This window comes from Fructobacillus americanaquae (genome assembly GCF_024029775.1).
Lineage (GTDB): Bacteria > Bacillota > Bacilli > Lactobacillales > Lactobacillaceae > Fructobacillus > Fructobacillus americanaquae.
In genome coordinates this window covers 1,177,024-1,201,947 of the sequence record NZ_CP097122.1, presented here as the reverse complement: position 1 = coordinate 1,201,947, position 24,924 = coordinate 1,177,024, and the positions used below count along the sequence as shown (strand labels likewise).

Here is a 24,924-nt window from a genome sequence, read left to right as displayed (position 1 = left end):
CAATTCTAATAAATTCCCTAAACTAAACCATTAAGCGCTGGCATTGCCCATTTTTACCGTTAAATCAAAGCGCTTTAAATTCCAAGTTTCAATCACTGCCACCAATTTTGCTGCATAGGTTGGATCGGTCGCATACCCGTCTTGGACAAGGGCCTGCGCCGCAGCCTGATAATTTTTGGCTGCCAGCACATGCTCATATTGGTTGGGATTCCAGTGGGTCCCCTTTGAAATTAGCTGGGCATGGGCTTCCATCGATTCCTGCCAGGTCTGGTAGGAGGCAAATTTTTGATCCACTACAATCCAATGACCGTCCTCATACTCATTGGTTGGAACGACCACTCCGGCCTGGCCTGCCGATGCTTTCATCCCGTACAAATTGTTATAATCTTTTGACAGACTGGACTGGTTCCAATCCGATTCTAAAATGGCCTGTGCCAGTGAAATCGAAGCAAAAATGCGATACTTATATTGCATCTTTTGTGCATAGGGGGCCCATATTTGCAGCTGCTTTTGCTTGGCTTCATCTTGATAGATAATTTGCTCCTTTTTAGTCGTCATTGATCGGCTCATCACCACGGTCAAAGCAATTAATGTTAGAAAAACAAGCAAGAGCATCAAGTACATTCGTCGTTTTTTCTTCGCCTTTGGCAGAAAAAACCATTTTTTCTTTCTCCGCTTTTTAGCCACCTGGACACCCCCATTTCATTAGAATCATTGCTGTCTGAAATTGAATATAGCCAGTATACGCCTTTCTATTTTATTTGCCAAAAAAGAAAAAACCAACATCACTGTTGGTTAAATCATTTTACCAGTCGAAAGGCTGACTTATTTTTTTAACAAAACCGCCTTACAGTTCTTTTAACTTGCCACGGAAATCGGCCAAACTTTGGTAACCCTTGTGGGCCATGATCGCCTGCAATTCTTCAGCAAGACGGTCATAAACGCTCAAGCCTTCCTTCATCACCTGAGTACCAACTGAAACCAAATCAGCCCCACAAAGAATGTGTGCAAAAACATCTTCCCCGGAAGTCACACCGCCGGTTCCCAAGACCTTAATGCTGTCATGCAAGCGTTGGCGCAAAGCGCGAACGTTGGCTAAAGCCGTTGGCAGCACCATTGTTCCTCCCAAGCCACCAAAGCCACCCTTGGCCTTTGTGACCACTTGTTCCTGTTCAATATCGACCCACAGGCCGTTACCAACAGAATTAATCGTGTTTACGTGGGTTAATGGGTACTTGTTCAACACAGCAGCAATCTTGTCAAAGTGAACTAGATCAAAGTATGGTGGTAACTTCACGCCCAATGGCTTCGTGTAAAAACTGAAGACTTCTTTTAAGACCCGGTCGGTGGCCTCAAAGTCATAAGCTAATTGCGGTTCTCCAACAATGTTTGGGCAAGACAAGTTCAATTCAGTCGGTCCCTGATAGTCAGAAGCCTGCAAGTCTTTTAGCAGGGTAATCGCATCAGCCGCTGACAAAGCAGCAACAGACAAAATTGTTGGCTTTGTCTGTTCTTGCAAAACATAATCAAGGTAAAAATCATAGCCTAAGTTTGGCAACCCCATCGAGTTAATCGAACCATTTTTGAGATCATAGTACCGTGGGTTTGGATTCCCTGCACGAGCCTGAAGTGTTGCTGATTTTGTTACCATAGCACCCAAGTTGCTCGTATGCGCCAAATCATTCAATTCTTCTTTGGTCTGACAGTGGACCCCAGAGGCGTTGAGCAATGGACTAGTTAAAATTTGCCCAAAGAGGTCGGCGTTCAAATCAATATCGGTCATCAATTATTCTCCCAATGCTTTTACAAAGTGTGTTTCTTCTGGTAATTCCAAAACCGTCAAATAAGCAGCGACGGTATCCAAGGCGGTAAATAAGGCCACCTCGTTGACAATGGCTGCTGCTCGGACCGGGCTCTCCCCTGCCAAAGCCTGGTCAGCCTGGTCAAGTGTGTTTACCATGATTTGCAATTCTTGCTTAGCCATTGCCATTGGCAAATCAGCTGGTGCTGCTTCAACTGCAACACCATTTTCCTGTAAGAAAGTCCAATTGCCGTCAACAGCAACCAAGTCAAAGCCAAGGGCTGCAAAACGCTTAGCCAAGGCCAAGCCCTCTTGCTGGTCTGCTTTAGCCAAGTCCCAAAGAATTCGACCCTGATGCAAAATTGGTAAACCAGCACCAACCAGCGCCTTGGCGAGTGCTTGATCATAGTTGTCAGCAGTTCCCATGACTTCACCAGTTGACTTCATTTCTGGCCCTACCGTCGAATTTAAGCCGGCTAATTTGGCAAATGAGAAAACCGGCGCCTTCACGTGAACTGTAACTGGTTCCGGAACCAAACCGGATTGGTAACCCAAGTCTTTCAAGGACTTGCCCAACATAATTTGTGTGGCTACTTGAGCCATTGGAATCTCCGTCACCTTTGACAAGAATGGTAATGTCCGGGATGCCCGTGGGTTAACTTCAATCACGTAGGCGATTTCATCATGAATCACATACTGAATATTCATCAAGCCAATCACGTTCAATTTCTTAGCCAACTTTTGAGCAGATTCAACGATTTGTGCCTTCACGTTGGCAGACATTTGTTGCGTTGGATAAACCGCAAAAGAATCACCTGAGTGAATACCAGAGCGTTCAATGTGCTCCATCACTCCTGGAATCAACACGTCCGTGCCGTCTGAAATCAGGTCAACTTCAGCTTCCTGACCAGTGAGGTAGTCATCAATCAAAACGGGATGGTCGTTTGAAACCTTAACTGCCTGTTCCATATAGGTCTTCAAGTCATCATCGGAATCGATAATGGCCATTGACCGACCACCAATCACATAAGATGGTCGAATCAAAACCGGATAACCAAGGTCATTGGCGGCCTTCAAGGCTCCCTCTTTGGTAGTAGCCGTTTCACCCTTTGGCTTTGGCAATTCAAGCTGGTCAATCACTTTGGCAAATTCATCTCGGTCTTCGCCGCGATCCAAATCGGCCACGGTTGTTCCCAAAACCTTAACGCCGGCCTGTTCCAAACCAGCAGCTAGGTTAATGGCCGTTTGGCCACCAAATTGCACAACCACACCTAAGGGTTGCTCGAGGTCAATCACGTTCAAGACATCTTCTAGGGTTAATGGTTCAAAATAAAGCTTATCGGAAATAGCAAAATCAGTTGAAACCGTTTCGGGGTTTGAGTTTTGAATAATGGATTCATAACCGGCCTGTTGGATGGCCTTCACTGCATGCACAGTGGCATAATCAAACTCAACTCCCTGGCCAATCCGGATTGGACCAGAGCCAAGCACCAAAACGGAAGGTCGATCCGTGACAATTGATTCATTTTCGTCTTCATACGTGCCGTAGTAGTAGGGCGTCTTCGATTCAAATTCACCGGCAACCGTATCAACCATTTTAAAGGTTGGTAACAAGCCTTGTTTCTTGCGCCAAAAACGGAAATCAGCTTCCGTTTTGCCAGTCAACTTCGCCAACCAGGCATCAGAGAAACCATATTCCTTGGCCGTCTTAATTTTCTCAAAGTTGTCCGGATCTGCCTGAACAGCTCGTTCAATTTCGATAATGTGCAAAATTTTGTCCAAAAAGAACAAGTCCATCTGTGTAATATCATGAATTGCTTCAATCGTTACACCACGGTGAATCAATTCGGCGATGGCGAAGAGGCGGTCGTCCTTGGCCGGCATCAATTGTGCCTGCAGGTCCTCTGTTGAAACCCCGTCAAAATAACCAGCACTCAAATCCTTTTCATCGACTTCAAGTGAACGAACCGCCTTTAACAATGATTCTTCCAGCGTCCGCCCAATCGCCATGACCTCACCGGTCGCCTTCATTTGTGTCCCCAACGTGCGGTTAGCATGTTCAAACTTATCAAATGGGAACCGCGGAATCTTGGTCACAACGTAATCAAGGGCTGGTTCAAAGGCCGCCCAAGTCGTTTGAGTCACGGGATTTTTAATTTCGTTCAAATGCAAACCAACGGCAATTTTGGCCGCCATCTTAGCAATTGGGTAACCTGTTGCCTTTGAAGCTAGGGCTGATGACCGAGAAACACGGGGATTAACTTCAATGATGTAATACTGGAAAGACTTTGGGTCCAAAGCCATTTGGATGTTCACGCCACCCTCAATTTTCAAGGCTCGGATAATCTTTAAAGCGGAATCCCGCATCATTTGATAGTCCCGGTCTGATAGAGTCTGCGTTGGCGAAACGACGATGGAGTCACCGGTATGCACGCCAACTGGGTCAATGTTTTCCATCCCCGCCACAATCAAAGCGTTATCGGCGGCGTCACGCATCACCTCAAACTCGATTTCCTTATAACCGGCAATCGACTTTTCAATCAAAACCTGGGTCACTGGTGATAATTCTAAGCCATGGGCGGTGATTTCTTCTAATTCAGCCAAATTATTAGCAAAGCCACCACCAGTTCCACCAAGCGTATAGGCGGGACGAACAACCACAGGGTACCCGATGTTCCCTGCAAAATCGGCTGCTTCAGCGACTGTTGTGGCAATTTGCGATTCCGGTACTGGTTCATTCAATTCTTCCATCAAATCCTTGAAAAGTTCCCGGTCTTCAGCCTGTTCGATGGCTGGCAACTTTGTCCCCAGCAATTCAATATCTAGTTCCTGCAAAATACCTGAATCGGCTAAGTCCTTTGCCATATTTAGGCCGGTTTGGCCCCCTAAGGTTGGCAAAATGGCATCCGGCTTTTCTCGGTACAAAACCTCCTTGACGAAATCCAAAGTAATTGGTTCCAAGTACACCTGATCGGCAACTTCTTGGTCCGTCATGATCGTAGCAGGGTTGGAGTTAATCAACACCACCTGGTAGCCCTCTTCTTTTAATGAAAGGCAGGCCTGTGAACCGGAATAGTCAAATTCGGCCGCTTGACCAATGATAATTGGTCCTGAACCAATTACCAAAATTTTATGAATGTCATTTCGCTTGGGCATCTTAGGCTCCCTTCTTGTCCGTCAACTTGTTAATGAAGTTGTCAAAGATATATTCGGCGTCGTGTGGTCCTGGCGAAGCATCCGGATGAAATTGGACTGAAAATGCTTCCTTATCTTTCAACCGAACGCCTTCAACCGTTTCAGCATTAATTTCTTCGTGGGTTACTTCTAAATTCGTCCCGGCCAATGAAGCCCGGTCCACGGCATAACCATGGTTTTGTGAGGTGAAGTATTTCCGCTTGTGATCGACATCCGTCACGGCGTGGTTAAAGCCACGGTAGCCAAACTTCATCTTGTAAGTCTTAGCACCGTTGGCAATGGCAAAGAGTTGGTGTCCTAAACAAATACCCATGATTGGGTAATGATTTTGCAATGTAAGGATAGTCTTCGTTGCATAACCATACTGAGTGGGGTCGCCAGGTCCATTTGATAGTAAGATCCCGTCAGGCTTGCTGGCCTCAATAACAGACGCTGGCGTTGTGCCAGGGAAAACTGTTACGGTTGCACCACGCTTTTGCAGCGCCTTGACGATTGACCCCTTCAAGCCAAAGTCCAACAGAGCAATCTTTGGACCACCCACTTCACCAACGAAGGTCTCGATTTCCTCTTCCTTCTTTGCCCGGGCCAACAACAATGATGGATAATCTTGAGCAAAAAGGGCATCAATCTTTTCCTGATTTAATTCAGAAACCAAGACGGCGGGCATGGAGCCATGGTCACGGATTTCCTTGGCTAATTTCCGTGTGTCAACGCCTGTCAACCCTGGCAAATCTTCTTCCTTGGCAAAATCAGCAAGGGTCATCACAGAACGAAAGTTAGCAGGACGGCGGGCCAGGTCCTTGACGATAATGGCATCAACTGCGGGCTTGCTGCCTGTCCCTTCGTTATCGTCCAAGTTAATGCCATAATTACCAATCAAAGGGTAGGTAAAGACCATTGTTTGTCCAAAATATGAGGGATCGGTCATCGTTTCTTGGTAGCCAGTCATTCCGGTTGAAAAGACTACTTCTGTTAGCAGATCTTTTTCGGAGCCAAAACGCTCACCGGCATAAACTGATCCATTTTTCAATACTAAATATCCTTGCATTGCCTTACTCCTTCTTTGCTTGATAGACCAAGTGGCCGTCAACCAAGGTCTTTAAGACCTTGCCATAAACCTCTTGACCAGTAAATGGGGTATTCTTTCCCTTTGATTCAAATTCTGCTGGGTTAATCTTGTATGGGTGAATGAAATCAACCAGCGCAATATCGGCTGCATCCCCAACCCGTAATTCACCCGCCGATACGAGGTTAAAGACTTGCTTTGGTCGTCGAACCATCCAATCAAGGACAGTATCCAGGTCGACTAAGCCACTTTTAACAAAGCGGGTATAAACTAGCGGCAAAGCCGTTTCTAATCCGACAATGCCAAATGAGCAATCGTTCATGGAACCCGATTTTTCCTCTGCGCTATGTGGCGCATGGTCGGTCGCAATCATGTCAATCGTCCCGTCCAAAAGTCCAGCGATTAGGGCCAATCGGTCTGCTCTTGACCGCAATGGCGGGTTCATTTTGAACATTGGGTCATCGGTTTCAATCATGCTGTCATCTAAGAACAAGTGGTGTGGTGATACTTCCGCTGTGACGGCCAGGCCCATTTGCTTGGCCAAACGAACCTGAGCAACAGATTCCTTGGTTGAGATATGGGCGATGTGGTACTTCACCCCGGTTGCTTGTGCCATCACCAGGTCACGAGCTAATTGAGTTGATTCAGATAAACCTGTCATCCCGGGCAAGTCCAATCGTTTGGCTTGCGGTCCAGCATTCATCACCCCCCCTTGGATTAAGGAATCATCTTCCAAGTGAGCCGAAATTACGCGGTCAGCCTGCCGAGCCGCTTTCATGGCTTCCAGCATCGTCTGTGCATCCTGCACTCCATGACCATCATTGGAGAAGGCCATGGCACCGGCATCAGCCATTTTTTGTAAATCAGCTGCGCCAACGCCAACCAGGTCAGCCGATAGTGCACCAAATTGGCCAATCTTCACCAGGCTACTTTCCTGATTGAGCAAAACCTGGTGACGAACCTTTTCGGCAGTATCAACGACCGGCTTGACATTTGGCATGGTCATCACCGTTGTGAACCCCCCGTGAGCGGCTGCATGAGAGCCGGTTTCAATGGTTTCCTTGTAAGTTAGTCCTGGCTCGCGGAAGTGGACGTGAACATCAATCAAACCAGGAATGGCCGTGGCACCATGGGCGTTAATTTCTTCGTCAGCTGGAACCTCAATTCCACGGGCAATTTTTGCAATCTTGCCATCCACAATTAAGATGTCCAGGCAGCGCTTGTTAATTGCTACATGCTTGATTAATACTCTCATTTGTCAACCTCCATTAAGCCGCGTGCCTGTAGGACCTTGGTCATCATCGCCATCCGGGCAAAAACCCCGTTGCCCATTTGAGTAAAGATCCGTGATTTGTCGCCATCCACCAATTCACTGGCAATTTCAACATTGCGGTTAACTGGGGCTGGATGCATGATAATGCTTTGTTTTGGCAAAAGCTTAGCTCGTTTTTTTGTTAAGCCAAACTTTTGATAATAATCAACGGCCGTGAAGGCATCACGGTTAGCCTCATCGAAGCGCTCTAATTGCACCCGGAGCATCATCACCACATCTAATTCCGGTAAAATTTCTGCCAGCGTGCCAAATGTGCCCAAATCATCAAAGTCCCGACTGTACCAGGACTCAGGTCCACCAAAGTAAAGTGTTGCCCCCAACGACTTTAAGATTTTAGCGTCTGATTTTGCCACTCGTGAGTGAGCCAAATCACCAATAATACCAACCTTTAGGCCATCAATTCGACCAAATTCATTTTCAATCGTTAATAGATCTAAGAGTGTTTGTGATGGATGGACTCCAGCGCCATCGCCAGCGTTGAATAACCCCAGTGTTACATAAGGATTTTCCATCAATTCTTCGTACCAACCGGTTTGGCCGTGGCGAATAACGGCAAAGTCAACGCCGATTGCTTCCAGTGTGCGCAGCGTATCCGACAGCGTTTCGCCCTTTTGAACAGAAGACGTTGCCGGATTAACCTCAATGAGGTCAATACCTAACTTCTTCTCCGCCATCTGAAAAGATGACTTGGTTCGGGTGGAATTCTCAAAAAAGAGGTTCACACCGTATACCGGACGCTTCAACGCTGGTGCTTTTTTCCCTGCCTGATAGTCTTGGGCTAAGTCCAAAACTTCTTGTAATTGCGCTGCTGATAAATCTGCTAGGTCTAGGCAGTTGTTCCAATTCGTCATCTCAATGCCCCTTGATTTTCCCGCTGCAATTTTCCAATAAAAAACGCCCTGATCCTAAGATCAGAGCGTCAGTGGTGGTTGACTGGACTCGATTAGCTTGCACTTCGTCCGTTCTTGTCAGCCTTTTTGTCAAGGATTGCCAGGGTCTCGCCCAGGGGTCTGAAATTTCTTCCAACCATTACCTTGCTGCTTGTCCACCTTAGCGACTCTCCGGTCTGCTTTAAAGGATTGCAACTTTTATTTGCTTGCTGGTATTTTAGCACCTGTAAATACCTTTGGCAAGCTTTTCTGACAGAAAAGGGTATAAAGGTCAATTTTTGTCTTTTGTTAGAAAAGCTAACAATGGTCACTGCTAATTTTTAGTCTTAACAGCTTTGGTTCATCAATGATTTACGTTTGCCAATAAAAAAGCCACCACGACAATGTGGTGACTAAACAACATGCTTAATTAAAGTTTGAATCATCATCCAAGAAAGTGTTCAACACTTCCTCAACCATGTTCCATTCTGCATCATCTTCAATTGGCAGCAAATCTTCTTCCGTTGCTTCACCATCCTCGGCCGGGTTGAAAATGTATGCTTGTACATCAACCTCTTCATCTTCCTCAACGCCGTCTGGAACGAGCAAGATGTATGAACGATCAAATTCCTCTGAATGGAAAGTAAACAAAACTTCGTATAGAGTTTCGTCACCATTCTCATCAATCAGAGTAATCTTGTCAATTTCTGGGTTTTGCTTAGCCATAAAAAATCCTTTGTTATTGTTACGATTGCACCAAAGTAAAAAAATTTACTTGGTCAACTTGCCGTTAGCGTCCAAATAATTTTGCAAAATGAATTCTGCGGCAATCTTGTCGATGACCTTTTTACGCTTCTTACGAGAAACGTCCGCCTCTTCGATTAGCATTCGTTCAGCCTGAACCGTCGTCAGTCGTTCATCTTGAAAATCAGTGGGCAAACTAAAACGGTCTTCCACCATCTTAGCATACGATCGCGCTGCTTGGGCACGAGGGCCCTCGGTATTATTCATATTCTTAGGCAGACCTAAAACGACGCCTTTTGCGCCTGTTTCTTGGAGAATTTCACCCAAACGGTCTAAGCCAAAGACTTTTTCGTCCTCGTTGATTCGGATGATTTCCACCCCTTGGGCCGTCCATCCCATTGGGTCCGAAACGGCCACACCAACTGTTTTTGAGCCTACATCAAGTCCTAGTATCCGCATTACTTATTTAAATAGGCGTGTACGAGCTCCTCGATGATTTCATCGCGCTCGTGGCGCTTAATTAAATTACGCGCGTCATGGAGTCGGGGGATATAAGCTGGGTCGCCAGACATTAAATACCCAACGATCTGATTGATTGGATTGTAACCCTTTTCTTCCAAAGCGGCATAAACCAACACCATCGTTTCATGGATATCTTTTGGTGCCTGGTTACCGAAGTCAAAAATCGCAGTCTCATCGTTCACACTCATCGTACACACTCCTTTCTTCATAGTTTTCACTTTTACGTGTCTTTAGTTTAACACGTTTCCAAGCAAAAAGCCGACTAAATTCCAAGCTGACCAATTTGCCAGTTGCCTTTAGTCGACCTTCTATCAAAGAAAATATTAAACTTGACCAATAATTTTTTCAGCCTGGTCGAGCGCTTCAGTAATCTTGCTCTGGTCCTTTCCACCGGCTTGAGCCAAATCAGGTCGGCCGCCGCCGCCACCACCGACAGTTGGGGCAATCGTCTTGACCAGATCACCCGCCTTAATACCTAAAGCGTTGGCTGTCTTATCAGCACCAACCAGCAAATTGACCTTGTCACCAATGGCAGCAGCCAAAACCAAGATGTTTGACGCACCCTGATCGCGCCAAGCATCTGCCATTTGGCGTAAGCCACCAGCATTATCAACCTTAACTTGGGCAATCACAGCCGTCAGTTGGCCAATTTGCCTTGGATTATTGAAGAGTTTGCCAGCCTGCAGAGCGGCTAATTGTGCCTGCATCGCTTCGATTTGCTGGTTAGCTGCCTTCAAATCGGCTTGTACTTCTTCAACCTTGTCCTTCACGGCCAAAAGGTTTGGTACTTTCAAGCCCTTAGCAATGGCTGCCAGCGTCTGTTCCTCTGCTTCAAAGCGAGTTAAGGCCGGAATTGAAGTCAACGCCTCAATTCGGCGAACCCCCGCCCCGATACCGGATTCAGAAACAATCCTAAAGAGTCCCAGCTCAGCTGTTGACTGAGCGTGGGTACCACCATCAAATTCCCGGTTATAGTCACCAATGGAAACCACGCGAACCGTGTCACCGTACTTATCATCAAAGACTGCAACAGCGCCAACCTGCTTGGCCCTCTCAAGGGACATTTCTTCCCAAGTAACCGGCAAGTTTTTGGCAATTTGCTCGTTGACTTGGTCTTGAATCTGATTTAACGTGGCCTGGTCAACCGGTCCTTCATGATTAAAGTCAAAGCGCAAATACTCTGGTTCCACCAAAGAACCAGCCTGGTGGACATCCCCACCAATCACATTCCGCAACGCTTGATCCAACATGTGGGTCGCGGTGTGATTCAAGGACACGGCCCGGTTACGATCCAAATCAATGGCCAAGTCAACCACCTGGTTAACCTTCAAATCCGCCATCATTTGTACTGTATGGATATGTTGACCATTGGGCCCTTTTTGAACATCCGTCACCTGGGCTAAGATGTGATCATTTTCATCCTTAACCGTTCCAAAATCAGCAACCTGACCACCCATTTCAGCATAGAACGGCGTCTGATCAAAGACCAACCAAGCTGTTTGACCAGCATGAGCTTCTGTTGCTACTTGGGCCACACCATTTTCATCGTGAACCAAAACGGCCACGACCTTAGCGCCAAGAACCGTCTTGTCATTCCAACCAACATAGGCTGATGGCACTTTCAAATCCGTTAAGGCAGCGTTTTGCACGCCCATCGCATTCTCCGTTGAACGGGCAGCCCGAGCGCGGTCACGCTGTTCTTGCAAAGCTTTTTGGTAACCAGCTAAGTCAACTGACAGACCAGCGTCTTCGGCCTGTTCTTCCGTTAATTCGACTGGGAAACCATACGTATCAGACAACTTGAAAGCATCTGCTCCCGCAATCGCCTTTTGGCCATTCTTCTTGGCTTGAGCAATGACCTCGTCCAAGAGTGACAAACCGGCCTTCAAAGTTTTGTTAAAGCGCTTTTCTTCCGCCAAAATTGTCTTTTCAATTTCAGCCTGGTTAGCCTTTAGCTCTGGATAATAAGAGTCCAATGTACTAATCACGGCTGGTACCAATTTTGCCAAGAATTCACCCTGAATACCCAACTTTTGGCCGTGCAAAACAGCTCGTCGAAGCAAGCGGCGGATAACATAACCACGGCTTTCATTACTTGGCTTGGCTCCGTCAGCAATAGCAAAGGAAATTGCTCGAATGTGGTCGGCAATTACCTTAAAGGAAACGTTTTCAGCCGTATCCTTGGTTTCGTCGTACTTGGCCCCACCAGCTATTTTTTCAGTTTCATGAATAATTGGCAAGAATAAGTCCGTATCGAAGTTTGTCCGGCCATTTTGGAAAACAGAAACCAATCGTTCGAGTCCCATACCCGTATCAATGTTTTTATGTGGTAATTCCGGGTAGGTGCTATTGTCCGTTAATCCAGGTAAGTGGTTAAACTGTGAGAAAACAATGTTCCAGATTTCCAAGTAGCGTTCATTTTCGCCTCCTGGATACATTTCAGGATCATCGGCTGGCAAATCGGCAAAGGCCTCACCGCGGTCATAGAAAATTTCAGAGTCGGGGCCTGAAGGGCCTTCACCGATATCCCAAAAGTTATCTTCGACTTCGTAAACGTGACCAGCTGGCAAATCAGTCTTTTCTTCCCAGATTTTGCGTGACTCTTGGTCCTTTGGATAAACTGTGACATATAGTTTTTCCTTGTCCAACCCGTACCATTCTGGTGACGTCAAGAGCTCCCAGGCCCAAGGAATGACTTCTGCCTTAAAATAGTCTCCAATTGAGAAGTTTCCCATCATTTCAAACAGCGTATGGTGGCGGGCAGTCTTACCAACGTTTTCAATATCGTTCGTCCGAATGGCCTTTTGCGCGTTCGTTAATCGAGGTTTTGGTGGAACAACAGAGCCATCAAAGTACTTTTTTAAAGTAGCCACCCCAGAGTTAATCCACAATAGTGATGGATCATTTTCTGGAATCAATGACTTGGCCGGTACAACTAAGTGGTCTTTACTGGCAAAAAAATCTAAGAACATTTGCCGGATTTCGGCTGATGATAATTCTTTCATGAATTCTCCTTTGGTTTTCGGCTAATTAAAAAAAGACCAAAACAAAGAGCGGACGCGTTACCGTGGTACCACCGCTGTTTGTAATGATCTTTCAAATCTTTACCTTTAATTCCTGATAACGCTAGGATGCGGCCATTTTTGGCATTTATCCTGGGAGCACGCCCTCATGTTCCTAGTGTTTTCCATCAACCAACACCTTGCTAAAAAGAAGCTATAAGACCGCATATCCAGTTACTAAGGATAATTATAGCACAATTTTTTCTTGGCGAAAGTCTCTTTACCAACCAATTGCACGGTCTTTTGGCAGTGGCTTCAAAGTGCCATTGTCAGCCTCCGTAAAGACCTGGTCAAAGATTGCAAAAACCTGGTCTAGCTGTTCGTCTGTAATCACCAAAGGTGGCTGGAAACGCAATATAAAGCCACGAAGCGTAATCATAACGACCCCTAACTCAAAGAGTCTAAAAATGATTTGACTCGCCAATTGAGCGTCTGGTTGCCCATCTTGATCAACGATATCAATGCCACCGTCAAGACCGTAAATGCGGACATCACCAAGACAGGTGTAGCGTTTCTGAGCTTGATCAAAGTATTCTTGCACTCGCAGGCCCAGCCGCATTGACCGGCCCACTAAGTCTTCTTCCTTTAAGACATCTAAGCCAGCCAGGGCCGCTGCAGCCGCTACCGGGTTGCCCCCAGTCGTAAAGAGGTGGCCCGGTGCAGGCAAGGCATCCATAATCTCAGCTTTCCCAACGACGGCAGACAATGGTAAACCGGAGGCAATTGATTTTCCAATGGCTAGTAAATCAGGTACAATCCCGAAATGATCAATGGACCACAGCGTGCCAGACCGGCCTAATCCCTGGTTAACCTCGTCCACGGCAAAAACAATGCCGTTTTCCCTAGTGTATTGATAAACCAGGTCCAGGTATTCTTGTGGGGCCTTCACGATTCCGCCGTCACCCTGAATGGGTTCAATTAAAACCAACGCCGTTTCATCCGCCGGTAGATAACTTTCAAAAAGTTGCTTAAATTCAGCAAATTTACGCAAAGAAAAGTCATGCTCATTCTCGCCCTGTAATCGGTCATGGCTGTCTGGGAAGGGTGCCTTGTAAAAACCGGGCATCAACGGACCAATTTTGCGGACCTGGTTCAATGAAATTGCTGAAGCAATTGAGGCTGCGTAGGTCGATCCGTGCATAGCCCCGGTAAAAGTCACTACATTGGGCCGACCCGTGTAAGCCCTAGAAAATTTAATCATCGCCTCGTTAGCATCTGAGCCAGAATTCCCCAACGCGACCTTCTTGTCAAAGTTACCCGGCGTCAGTTGAGACAGCCGTTCCAAAAGTTTAGCCGTGGTCGTATTCGCAAAATAAGCTGGCGTATATAAAATTAACTCTTCAGCCTGGTCCTTAATGGCCTGAACCACCTTTGGATGGCAATGGCCAAAGTTAATGGCAGAAGCCGAGGCCAACAAGTCAATGTAGGTTTTGCCATCAGCATCCGTCACTGTTGCTCCAGAGCCAGATTGCACGACTAAATCAAAGTACTTAATCCGGGCCGCTGCATTTCTGTTTTGATCCTCTTCGGCTAAAATATCTAAATTTCTGCTCATACCCAACCTCTTTTTTCTCATTTATTTTTAATCATTATACAATAAAAGCCCGTAAAATTCCGGGCTTTCAAGAAAAAATATTAAGTTAGGTCATGTTGCTTTACTGGTGCAAGCGTGAATGGCGTGAACCATAGAACAGATAAACCAGCAAGCCTAAGATGAACCAGAAGCCAGCATAAACACGAGCCTGAATGTCCAATGACCAGAAGATATAAAAGGCACCCAAGGCACCCAAAGCAGGCAAAACTGGATAAAGAGGCATCTTAAAGCCAGGTACTGGCAAATCTTTCCCTTCTCGTGGACGCAAGGCATAAACTCCAACAGAAACCATGATAAAGGCAATCAATGTTCCGGCTGAAATCAAACCTGCCAATTCGTTGAATGAGAAAACAGAACCAACCAAAACGGCAATGACCGTTAAAACTAACAAAGCGTTGTTTGGCAAACCCTTACCGTTAACGTCACCCAAGACCTTTGGCAACAAACCATCACGACCAAAGGCATATAGCAAACGAGAGCCAGCCAACATCATACCGATAATGGCCGTAAACATTCCAGCCAAGGCAACAACAGAAAGAATATTTGATACAAGTGGGTGCCCAGCCTTTTCCAAGGCCCACGCAGCTGGCGCAGCATTGTTAGCATATTGTGTATAATGGAACATTCCAACCATAACCAAGGCAACTGTCACGAACAAGACCGTGGCAACAACCAAAGAACCGATGATACCACGAGGCATTGTCTTTTGTGGGTTCTTTGCTTCAGCAGAGTTAGCAGCAATTGAGTCAAAGCCAATATAGGCCAAGAAAATTTGTGAAGCGCCCGCTGAAATTCCTTGCCAACCACCAAAAGTTGTTCCTGGTTTATGAGCTGGAATAAAGTTAGCATAGTTTGAAGGATGAATAGCAGTGGCCCCCACAACGATAAAGAGCAAGATTACCAAAACCTTCAAGACCACCAAAGTATTTTCAACCTTGGCCGTTGTGTTCGTACCCTTCCAAAGCAAAGTGGCCACAATCAAAACCGCCAACAGTGAGAAGAGGTCAATCACCCCACCGTTTCCGGCGGCAAAAGAGCCATTCAAGGCTTTTGGCAATGACAGGCCGAAATTAGCTAGGAATTGGTGGAAATTGGCCGACCAACCAGAAGCAACGAAGGCCACGGCAATAAAGTATTCAGCCAGCAAAGCCCAACCAGCGATCCACCCGAAAACTTCACCAAAGACAACGTTAGCCCAAGAATAAACGGAACCGGCAAATGGCAAAACAGAAGCAAACTCCGCATAAGCAAAGGCTGTCAAACCAGAAACGATCGCAGCAACCACAAAGGACAAACTAACGGCTGCACCGGCGTGGTTGGCGGCCACAATTCCTGGCAAGGTAAAGATGGCCGTGGAAACAATTGTTCCAACCCCCAAGGCCAACATTTCCTTCACACCCAGTGTTTTTTTCAGATGGGCATCACTTTGTTCGAATGCTGATGGATCAGCTCTCCTAAACCAAGAGCCCATTCCGCTTTTATCTGCCATAAGCATCTCCTACTTTCTTAATTTATAAACTATCAAAAATATTAGCATTTTCTAATTTAAATGTCAAACACTTTATTAATCCTAACTTTATAAATTCCCTGTTTTCTCATTTACCGCCTTGTTATCAGAAGAATCTCTTGCTGAATAAAAAAAAGAACCGGATTAACCGATTCTTTTTGTTTAAATCAATATTAAAGTTCAGGTTCTTCGACTTCAACTGTATCATTAATCTTCTTGGCGCGGCGGAAATGCTTAGTAACCAAACGTGAACCAGTTCCCCAGAAGTAAAAGGCCAAAGCAACGACAATAATCATCACAAAGTCCAATGGATACTTCACCAGGCCAATTCCATTAAATTCGTGTGAACCAATATAAGATTCAATTGACAAAGCAACCAAGTACCAAAGCAACCAGGAAGACCCCTTTATTTGTTGCTTAGCGCGGTCCATTGACCATCCCTGCTTCCACTCGTAGAAGAAGTAGAATGGTAATCCTAAGACAATAATCAAAATAACTTCGATTGTGGTTGGCCACATTGCCCAATAAGTTGCTAATGAGGCCAATACAAAGGCCAGAGGAGCCATGTACTTCATACTCTTCGACTTAAATGGTCGATTGAAATCAGGTGCCATCTTGCGTAATGACATGACCGTAACTGGTCCCGTCAAATAGGCAATCAAGGTAGCAGTTGAAATAACAGCCGCCAAAGTTCCCCATGACCGGAAAACCGTTACCATAATCATTGACAAGATAGCATCCGTCACCATGGCCATTCGTGGAATTCCGTACTTTTTGTTAATCTTACCCAAGTATTGTGGAATGTGCTTATCGGAAGCCATGGCAGCCAAGACACGACCGGTTGAGGCCGCAAAGGAAACACCGGTTCCAAATGGTGAAACAAAGGCATCCGTATACAGCAAGATTGACAACCAATTTAAGCCAAGTAAGATGGCCAAATCAGCAAACGGTGACTGAAAGTCGATTCCGTGCCAACCAAATTTAGCAATTTCAGACGGTTCAATCGCCGTAATAAAGGTTGATTGAATCAAGATGTACAAAATTGCTGCGATTCCTAAGGAAATCACAATTCCTCGAGAAATATCTTTTGTTGGATCCTTAACTTCTGAACCAAAGTTAATAATTGTTTGAAAGGCATTAAAAGAAAAGATAATACCAGAAACAGTTGTTGCCGCAAAGATTGGTGCTGTTCCATACGGCATGAACTGGTGAAACGTTGAACCGTAGTTTCCAGGATGGAAACTTGAAATGGTCAACATTAAAATCGTCAACAATGGCACCCCAATTTTTAAGAATGAGATTGCTGAAGTAAAGCGAGTCAACAAGGTCACAGACCAGTAGTTGAGCAACGTGAAAACCGCAATAAAGCCAAAGACAACAAGCAATCCAGGTGTCGTGATTTGACCATTACTTAAGAAATGGTGGGTCCAATTTGCCCATTTCCAAGGCCAAGTTGACATATATTGAACGGCTGCCACCGCTTCGATTGGAATTAAAGTAATCAGTGATACCCAGTTCGCCCAAGAGGCAATAAAGCCTAAGAGCGATCCGTGAGTATACTGGGCAAACTTTGACATTCCACCCGACTGCGGAAACATTGTTCCCAATTCAATATAGGTGTAGGCAATCACACCGATCACGCCTGCCCCAATGACCCATGAGATAATAGCGGCTGGCCCAGCAACACGAGTTGCCTCCCAAGAACCAAACAGCCAACCAGAACCAATCAATGATCCTAGTCCCAAAAGAACAAGTTGTAGTAAACCAATTTTATGAGATTTCATAATATCCTTCCGTCACATTTATCAAAGTGACCACTTACAAGTGAATCACCAATGGTCACTATTGTACCAGAACGATTACAAATTGCAACTCTATTATACAAAAAAAAACTGCTGGTTGCTAATACCAACAGTTTTTTTGCACTAAGTTAAACAAAAAGTGCTGTAATAATTAAGATCACAATTAAACCGGTTACAGAAATAACTGTTTCCAAAACCGTCCAAATTTGGAAGGTTTGCTTAACCGTCAAATCGAAGTATTCCTTAAAGATCCAGAATCCAGCATCATTAACGTGAGAAGCAATCAATGAGCCAGCACCAATGGCCAAAGCAACCAACACAAGTAACAAATCACCGTGTGGGTTAGCAGCTAAAATACCATTCACGACACCAACCGCCGTGATACCAGCAACCGTGGCTGAACCAACGGCAATCCGCAGCAATGAAGCTACTGCCCAAGCAAACAAAACAATTGTGACTGGCGACATTGAACCTGATGATTGGAACAAGTGTGCGATTTGGTTTGACATACCTGATGTTACCAAAACACCACGCAAGGCACCACCACCACCAACAATCAACAAGATGCCGGCAACTGAGTTCAAACCTTCAGTCAGTGAAGTTTCAACTTCCTTCATTGAACGTTTTTGTCCTGGTCCCATCGCAAAGATGGCAAAGACCAAAGAAATCGTCATCGCAACGGCAGGGTTTGCCAAGAAATCAATTACTCGGTAAACCATGTCAGGGTTAGCTGGGGCCTTGCCGCCTGAAACCACCAACTTATAAACAGTGGCGATAATCATAAAGATCAATGGAAAGACAGAAGTCAAAACTGACATGGCAAAGCTTGGTGACTTATCCAAGTCGTATTCCTTGACTTCACCAACCGCTTCAATGTGTTCCTTGAATTGGAAAGCATCAGGGGCAAACTTTTGCGCCAACTTTGTATAAACAGGGCCGGCAACAATAGCTGTGATGATTGAAACAACCAAACCAACAATCAACATTAAACCAACGTTTGCGCCTAATTGTGAGGCAACAGCAGTTGGAGCTGGTTGTGGTGGTAAGAAGCCTTGTGCAGATGACAAGGCAGCCGTCATTGAAATTCCCAAATAAAGCAATGGGACACCCGCTTCAATGGCAACGGCAAAAACGATTGGAATCAACAAAACCATGCCAACTCCGAAAATCATTGAAATTCCAATGATAAAGGAAGCTAACAAAACAGCCCATTGCAAGCGCTTCAAACCGAACCAAGCAATCAAGGTCTTAGCGATTCGATAAGAACCACCAGCATCAGCAACCAAACGGCCAATCATTCCACCAAAGATGAAGATAACGGCGTTTGATCCCAAGATGTTTCCCATTCCCTGGGCACCCAAAACGGCATCTGGGATCTTTGATGGGTTCATGCCCAATAAGAGGGCCAAAACGAAGGCCGTAATGACCAACGATACAAAGGTATTCAACTTAAACTTGGTGATTAAAACCAGCAAGAGTAAGATGGACACGAATAACATAACAAATTCCATTTATCCATACGAAAGCCACCTGGCTTTCTCTCCTATTATCTCTGCGCCTTACTTCATGTGCTTACGCTGGAAGTCGGCAATGTTATCATATTCAGTTTGCAATTGGCGTGACAAGCGAATGAAGATTGGTGCCAATTCCCGATAAGCTTCGAAGTTTTCTGGGTCTGGTTGGTAAGTATTTGACTTACCAACATACTTTGAGATTTCATACAAATCATCAATTTGACCCAAGGCCTTTTGGGCAACAACAACCGCAGCTAACGCACCCGATTCAAAGGCTTGTGGCACTGTCACTGGTTGTTCAAAGATATCAGCAAACATTTGTCGCCACAACGGTGAGCGAGCAAAACCGCCAGTTGCCTGGATGGACTTTAATGAACCAACAACTTCTTCCAAGGCCAATGAGACCATGTAGACGTTAAAGGTAATACCTTCCAAAACGGCGCGGATCATGTTTGCACGAGTGTGTGAGTGGTTCAAACCAAAGAATGAACCACGAGCGTTTGCATCCCAGATTGGTGCTCGTTCACCACCCAAGTACGGATGGAAGAGCAGGCCATCTGAACCGGCAGGAATCTTTGATGCCACTTCAGTCATCAAGTCATAAGCGTCTTGCCCAAGCAGTGCGGCGGTTGACTTCTCGGCATCAAAGAGATTGTCGCGGGCCCAACGGAAGACATCGCCACCGTTGTTAACCGGTCCACCAACAACCCAGTGCTCCTTGTCCAAGGCATAAGTAAATGTCCGACCCTTTGGATCGATAACGGGCTTATCAGAAACAACACGGATGGCACCAGAAGTTCCAATCGTGATTGCTGCGACACCAGGTTGAACAGCATCAACACCAAGGTTTGACAATGGGCCATCACCGGCACCATAAACAAATGGTGTATCAGCAGGCAAGCCAAGCACTGTCGCATAATCGCTTTTCATCTTTGTTTCATATTCATATGGTGAAACAGGTTCAGGCAACTGATTCTTTGATAAACCGGTTACTGACAAAGCTTGTTCATCCCAATCCAAATTAAAGATGTTGAACAAGCCAGTTCCTGAGGCAATTGAAATATCCATCTTGTTTGCACCAAACAAACGGAAGAACAAATATTCCTTAATGCCTAAGTAATGAGCAGCATTCTTGTAAATATCTGGCTGGTCATTTCTCAGCCAAAGTAACTTGGACAAAGGTGCCATTGGATGAATTGGCGTTCCGGTCTTTTGGTAGATTTCCATCCCCTGACCAGATTCCTTCAATTCATCAGCATACTTAACCGCACGAGTATCGGCCCAAGTAATAACACGTGTCAGTGGCTTCCAGTCTTTATCAAAAGCAATCAATGAGTGCATTGCTGATGAGAAGGAAACAGCTGTAATCTTGTTTCCTTTACTCAAGTTGGCCTTACGAACAACAGCAGCTAAGGCGTTGGTAAAAGCGACAAAGATTTCTTCTAAGTCTTCTTCCGCCATATCCGTTTGATCCCGATATAAGGGATAACCAACATTTGATTGGGCCACCACTTGGTTTTGATCATCGAACAAAACGGCCTTAGTCGAGGTCGTTCCTAAATCGATACCAATCATATAATCCATGATTATTTCTCCATCACAATTCCAGAAAAAAGGCCACTCGGGTTTCTTTCTGATTAATCAACTTAATCTAGAATAGCAAGATGCTTGAAAGAATAAGCTTTTCAAAGAAAAAGCCCCCAAGTAACGGGAGCAAGTTTCAAAACAAATCTGAAATTACTTAGCAGCGTCCATTGCGTGTCCACCAAAGCCGTTACGCAATGCTGAAACAACCTTTCCAGTGAACGTGTCTTCTTGCAATGAACGGTAACGCATTGCAAGTGACAAGTAGATAACTGGTGCTGGAACTTCCAAGTCAAGTGATTCTTCAACTGTCCACTTTCCTTCACCAGATGAGTGCATCCGTCCAGAAATCTTTGACAACTTTGGATCCTTAGCAAATTGTTCTTCGGCCAATTCCATCAACCATGAACGAACAACTGAACCGTGGTTCCACAACTTTGCGACTGCTTCGTAGTCGTAATCGAATTGTGAAGCTTCCAATACTTCGAAGCCTTCGGCGATGGCTTGCATCATACCGTATTCGATCCCGTTGTGAACCATCTTCAAGTAGTGACCTGATCCCAAACGACCAGTATACAAGTAACCATCTTCCAAGGCAATTGAAGCAAACAATGGTTCGATTGTCTTCCATGCTTGGGCGTCATCGCCACCAATCATGAAGTTTCCACCGTTACGAGCACCTGACATTCCACCAGAAGTACCAGCATCAAAGAACTTCAAACCAGCTGCAGTAGTGCGCTTGTTTTGTTCCAAGTTGTCCTTGTAGTTTGAGTTTCCACCATCAATGATGATGTCGCCCTTATCCATCTTTTCAATCAAAGTATCGATTGTTGAGTTTGTTGGAACACCGGCTGGTACCATTACCCAAACAACCTTTGGTGATGGCAACTTAGCCAACATGTCATCGATTGAGCTGGCGCCTTCAACCTTGTCTGAGTAAGCATCTGCTTCTGCAACAAAATCCTTGTTCAAGTCGAATGCAACAACTTCGTGACCATTGTCAACGGCGTTCTTAACCAAGTTAAGACCCATCTTACCAAGGCCGATCATGGCAAACTTCATGTGTATTACCTCTTTTTTAAATTCTTCTATTTAAACTACAAGTTCTATTATATGAAAATCATTTACATGATGCAAGTGATAATTGAAAATAAATTTCAACTTAGGTATAGTATTTATATTCTTAGGTTCTTCAATAATAAAGAGAGACAATTATGCCAAATTCAATTTTTGCTAAACTTGGACAAAGTCCATCCGGTTATAATCAGACCGAAAGTAAACTGATTACCTATATTAAAGCCAAACCCGCCGAAGCTGCAACCGGCACCATCCGTGAAATGGCTGAAGAAACTGGCGTATCCACCGCTTCGATTTCTCGTTTTGTTAAAAAAATCGGTTTTGCTTCCTATCGCGACTTTTCGGTGGCTCTCGCCTCTTATAATCAAAGAAAACCTCCAGTCGATCTGTTTGGTGAGATTGAGGATGCCGACGACACTGCCGCTATTACGAAAAAGGTTTTTGCCGGCGCTCAAAATGCCCTTTCAATGACAATCGACAATTTGACCGCCGAAAAATTAGACCAAGCAGTTAAGTGGCTGACCTCGGCAAAGCGCGTCGGCTTCTTTGGCATCGGAGGCTCTTCAATTGCCGCTTTTGATGCCTACCACAAGTTCTTGCGTACCCCAATTGATGTCATCTCACACCCTGATTACGACATCCAATTGATGCAAGCAGTCAAGTTAACGCCGCAAGATACTGCCGTCGTGATTTCCCACTCCGGTCGCAACGAAGATACCCTCTTTGTTGCCCAAAAGCTAAAGGACAATCAAGTGCCCTTTATCGCGATTACTTCCTTCGCTGATTCTCCCTTGGCTGAAATGGCTAATTTAGTCTTTCTCTCTTTAGCTGAAGAAATTAACTTTCGATCAGAATCAATGTCCTCCCTGGTTGCCCAGCTAACCATAATCGACACACTTTTCACCCTTGCTGGATCAAAGTTACCAACACAAACGCAACACGTCGTCGATACCATGCGTGACGTCATCGAAAGCACTCGCCTTCATTAATCAGACTGCACGGAACAATTTGCCGCTGCAAAAATCAGCATTAGTCAATAAAAAACGCACTGTTTCATCAACAGTGCGTTTTTATTGGTTATTCTTGCTCTTCTTTTTCAACCATCGCAATTGCCTGGTTCATCAACATATCGATTGCTACAAAGTTTGCACCACCTTCTGGTACGATAATGTCTGCATAACGCTTTGTTGGCTCAACGAATTGATTATGCATCGGCTTAACGGTTGCCAAGTATTGCTCAATCACCCCTTCAACTGTCCGGCCACGCTCATGCGTATCGCGTTGAAGACGGCGGATAAAACGAATATCGTCATCCGTAGCAACAAAGACCTTCAAATCAAGCAAATGACGAACACGAGCATCATTGAAAAGCAAAACGCCATCAACAATAATCACATCGGCCGGTTCAATATGTACCGTTTCGCTTGACCGCGTATGCTGTGCATAATCATAAACTGGAATGTCAATTGCCTGGTAGTCAATCAACTTTTCCAAATCAGCAACGAATCGATCCGTTTCAATCGAATCCGGATGATCATAGTTCGTTTTAACCCGCTCAGACATTGGCTTGTCCGATTGGTCCTTGTAGTAAACGTCTTGCTGCAACAAAACTGGCTGGTTTGCACTTAAACGAGTGATTAACGCCTTGGAAACGGTGGTCTTACCAGAGCCAGACCCACCTGTAATACCAATTAGTAACGGTTTCTTTGCCAAAATTGCCTCCAAGGGGCCAAAAAGCCCACTCAATCATTTTTTCTTATCCAACCTATTTTACGTGATAATGGCCCTAAAAGCTAGTATCATTTTCTTTTAAAACGGAAAATCCATGACATAAAAAGCCTGAAATTTGTCTGTCAAATTTCAGGCTTCAAATTAAGGCAAACCTTTTTCTAATTTTTAATCTTCTTTTTGTACACGAATCCGACTGGCCAATAAGTAGCCAGACAAGGGAACCAAAATAAACCAGGCAGCCGTGTGATTCAAAGCAGCTCCATACGAAGTTGTCCTGATAAACACACCAATCAGAATGCTGGCAACCAAAATCGATGTTGCCCCAATCAGCTGACGCATAGTCGTAATAATAGATGTACCGTGGGAAACCAGGTGCTTAGGCAAGGCATTGTTAGCAGCCGTAACCGCTGGCATCATGATGAAGGCGTTCCCCCCCTCCAAGAGCATGGCACCGATGATGGCTAATAACATGTGCTTAGTTCCAAAAACAGCTAAGTCCAAGTAGCCTAAGACCATCATCGTTGAACCGAGCAAGACCAAGGGACGCAGACCAATCTTTTCGAGCAACAGGCCAGCCCGTGGGTTCATAGAAGACAAGAAGACTGCCGCAGGAATCATCAACAAACCTGAGATAACCGGTACCAGATGATAAACTTTTTGGAAGTACAACGGCATCAAAACCGTCGCGGTAATTAATCCAGAATAAGACATTCCCGTGAGCAACATGGCCGGTAAATAGCCCCGATACTTGAAAACCCGTAAATCCAAAAAGGGTGTTTCTTCCTTCCATTGGCGGATAACAAACGTTAACAAGAAAATAACTGAAAGTAGTAAAATCAGCCTCAATGTCCAATTCCAACCAGTGGCGGGCAAAACCGAGATTGTGTAGAGGATACCCGCAAAGCCGATTAAAAGAAAGGCTGACAAAAAGTCAAAATTACGTGGCTCTAATTTGTGTGTATTTTCAATCTTGGATTGCATTGTGGTAATCAAAACCAGCAAAACGATAAAGAATAAACCAAACAAAATCCGCCATGATCCCCACTGCAAAACGATACCGGAAACAATTGGACCAACGGCCAGTGCTGAACCCATGACCAGACCAACGGTCCCCATCGCCACACCACGGCCATCCTTTGGTGTATTTTCCAGGATGACCGCCTGGTAAGTTGGAAAAAGTGCCCCAACAGCGACTCCTTCAAGTAAGCGACCAATCACAACACCAAGAAAGTTTGGTGTGACCATTGCATACAGCGTTCCAATAAGAAAAACACCGACGATTAAATTCAATAATTTTTTCAACGGAATGTTATCTAGTAACCAGGGCGACAACGGCATCACTAAGGTCATAGCAACCATAAAGCCAGAGGTCACCCACTGGACATTAGCAGCGTTAATTCCAAACTGCTTCATTAAAATTGGATAGGCTGTCGTCATCGTCGACTGTGAGATTGACATCGTAAAAGATGTCAATAACAAGACCAATGAAAATGGCGACAAACGCTTCATATTTTTCAAGGAAA

The 24,924-nt window shown here is 45.2% G+C and carries 19 protein-coding genes; 1 reads left to right on the top strand and 18 read right to left on the bottom strand.

The annotated features are described in order from the left end of the window. Window positions 1–30: 30 nt before the first annotated feature. The 16 genes from M3M36_RS05885 to gnd all read right to left on the bottom strand — a co-directional run bounded on the left by M3M36_RS05885 (window position 31) and on the right by gnd (window position 21,655). On the bottom strand, window positions 31–687 hold the full coding sequence (locus tag M3M36_RS05885) for a glycoside hydrolase family 73 protein (RefSeq protein ID WP_338029130.1): 657 nt from the start codon (window positions 685–687) through the stop codon (window positions 31–33). Between the two features lie 160 nt (window positions 688–847). Then, on the bottom strand, window positions 848–1,783 hold the full coding sequence (locus M3M36_RS05880; protein WP_252773652.1) for a dihydroorotate oxidase: 936 nt from the start codon (window positions 1,781–1,783) through the stop codon (window positions 848–850). Between the two features lie 3 nt (window positions 1,784–1,786). After that, complete coding sequence (carB, locus tag M3M36_RS05875; RefSeq protein ID WP_252773651.1) at window positions 1,787–4,957, bottom strand: carbamoyl-phosphate synthase large subunit; 3,171 nt, start codon at window positions 4,955–4,957, stop codon at window positions 1,787–1,789. Window position 4,958: 1 nt separating this feature from the next. Further along, window positions 4,959–6,044: a carbamoyl phosphate synthase small subunit gene (locus M3M36_RS05870; RefSeq protein WP_252773650.1), complete on the bottom strand. Its 1,086-nt coding sequence runs from the start codon at window positions 6,042–6,044 to the stop codon at window positions 4,959–4,961. A 4-nt stretch (window positions 6,045–6,048) separates the two neighbouring features. Next, window positions 6,049–7,317, bottom strand: coding sequence for a dihydroorotase (locus M3M36_RS05865; protein WP_252773649.1), 1,269 nt, complete (start codon window positions 7,315–7,317; stop codon window positions 6,049–6,051). Next, the gene (locus M3M36_RS05860) at window positions 7,314–8,246 is read right to left on the bottom strand and encodes an aspartate carbamoyltransferase catalytic subunit (RefSeq protein ID WP_252773648.1); all 933 of its coding nucleotides are present in this window, start codon (window positions 8,244–8,246) and stop codon (window positions 7,314–7,316) included. The genes M3M36_RS05865 and M3M36_RS05860 overlap by 4 nt, the downstream gene beginning before the upstream one ends. Window positions 8,247–8,690: 444 nt before the next feature. Further along, on the bottom strand, window positions 8,691–8,990 hold the full coding sequence (locus M3M36_RS05855; protein ID WP_252773647.1) for a DUF1292 domain-containing protein: 300 nt from the start codon (window positions 8,988–8,990) through the stop codon (window positions 8,691–8,693). Between the two features lie 45 nt (window positions 8,991–9,035). Continuing rightward, the gene (gene ruvX, locus M3M36_RS05850; RefSeq protein ID WP_252773646.1) at window positions 9,036–9,467 is read right to left on the bottom strand and encodes a Holliday junction resolvase RuvX; all 432 of its coding nucleotides are present in this window, start codon (window positions 9,465–9,467) and stop codon (window positions 9,036–9,038) included. Next, complete coding sequence (locus tag M3M36_RS05845; protein WP_252773645.1) at window positions 9,467–9,718, bottom strand: IreB family regulatory phosphoprotein; 252 nt, start codon at window positions 9,716–9,718, stop codon at window positions 9,467–9,469. The genes ruvX and M3M36_RS05845 overlap by 1 nt, the downstream gene beginning before the upstream one ends. Before the next feature lie 135 nt (window positions 9,719–9,853). Further along, a complete protein-coding gene (gene alaS / locus M3M36_RS05840; protein ID WP_252773644.1) occupies window positions 9,854–12,535 on the bottom strand; it encodes an alanine--tRNA ligase in 2,682 nt (893 codons plus the stop codon). A gap of 277 nt (window positions 12,536–12,812) precedes the next feature. After that, window positions 12,813–14,147, bottom strand: a complete 1,335-nt coding sequence (locus M3M36_RS05835; RefSeq protein ID WP_252773643.1) for an aspartate aminotransferase family protein — start codon at window positions 14,145–14,147, stop codon at window positions 12,813–12,815. Between the two features lie 100 nt (window positions 14,148–14,247). Next, window positions 14,248–15,675, bottom strand: a complete 1,428-nt coding sequence (locus tag M3M36_RS05830) for an APC family permease (protein ID WP_252773642.1) — start codon at window positions 15,673–15,675, stop codon at window positions 14,248–14,250. A gap of 191 nt (window positions 15,676–15,866) precedes the next feature. After that, window positions 15,867–17,477, bottom strand: a complete 1,611-nt coding sequence (locus tag M3M36_RS05825) for an APC family permease (protein ID WP_252773641.1) — start codon at window positions 17,475–17,477, stop codon at window positions 15,867–15,869. A gap of 146 nt (window positions 17,478–17,623) precedes the next feature. Continuing rightward, the gene (locus M3M36_RS05820) at window positions 17,624–19,006 is read right to left on the bottom strand and encodes a gluconate:H+ symporter (protein WP_252773640.1); all 1,383 of its coding nucleotides are present in this window, start codon (window positions 19,004–19,006) and stop codon (window positions 17,624–17,626) included. A 48-nt stretch (window positions 19,007–19,054) separates the two neighbouring features. Continuing rightward, window positions 19,055–20,593 (bottom strand): gluconokinase, encoded by a 1,539-nt coding sequence (gene gntK, locus M3M36_RS05815; protein ID WP_252773639.1) that lies wholly within the window; start codon window positions 20,591–20,593, stop codon window positions 19,055–19,057. A 153-nt stretch (window positions 20,594–20,746) separates the two neighbouring features. Continuing rightward, window positions 20,747–21,655: a phosphogluconate dehydrogenase (NAD(+)-dependent, decarboxylating) gene (gnd, locus tag M3M36_RS05810; protein ID WP_252773638.1), complete on the bottom strand. Its 909-nt coding sequence runs from the start codon at window positions 21,653–21,655 to the stop codon at window positions 20,747–20,749. 152 nt (window positions 21,656–21,807) lie between these two features. Here gnd and M3M36_RS05805 point away from each other — a divergent pair, with 152 nt between their 5' ends. Continuing rightward, on the top strand, window positions 21,808–22,659 hold the full coding sequence (locus M3M36_RS05805; protein WP_252773637.1) for a MurR/RpiR family transcriptional regulator: 852 nt from the start codon (window positions 21,808–21,810) through the stop codon (window positions 22,657–22,659). A gap of 88 nt (window positions 22,660–22,747) precedes the next feature. On the opposite strand, the gene udk is transcribed toward M3M36_RS05805, so the two are convergent. Together udk and M3M36_RS05795 are read right to left on the bottom strand one after the other, a co-directional pair. Continuing rightward, window positions 22,748–23,383 (bottom strand): uridine kinase, encoded by a 636-nt coding sequence (gene udk / locus M3M36_RS05800; RefSeq protein ID WP_252773636.1) that lies wholly within the window; start codon window positions 23,381–23,383, stop codon window positions 22,748–22,750. 183 nt (window positions 23,384–23,566) lie between these two features. Continuing rightward, the gene (locus M3M36_RS05795) at window positions 23,567–24,910 is read right to left on the bottom strand and encodes an MFS transporter (protein ID WP_252774429.1); all 1,344 of its coding nucleotides are present in this window, start codon (window positions 24,908–24,910) and stop codon (window positions 23,567–23,569) included. Window positions 24,911–24,924 lie beyond the last annotated feature (14 nt).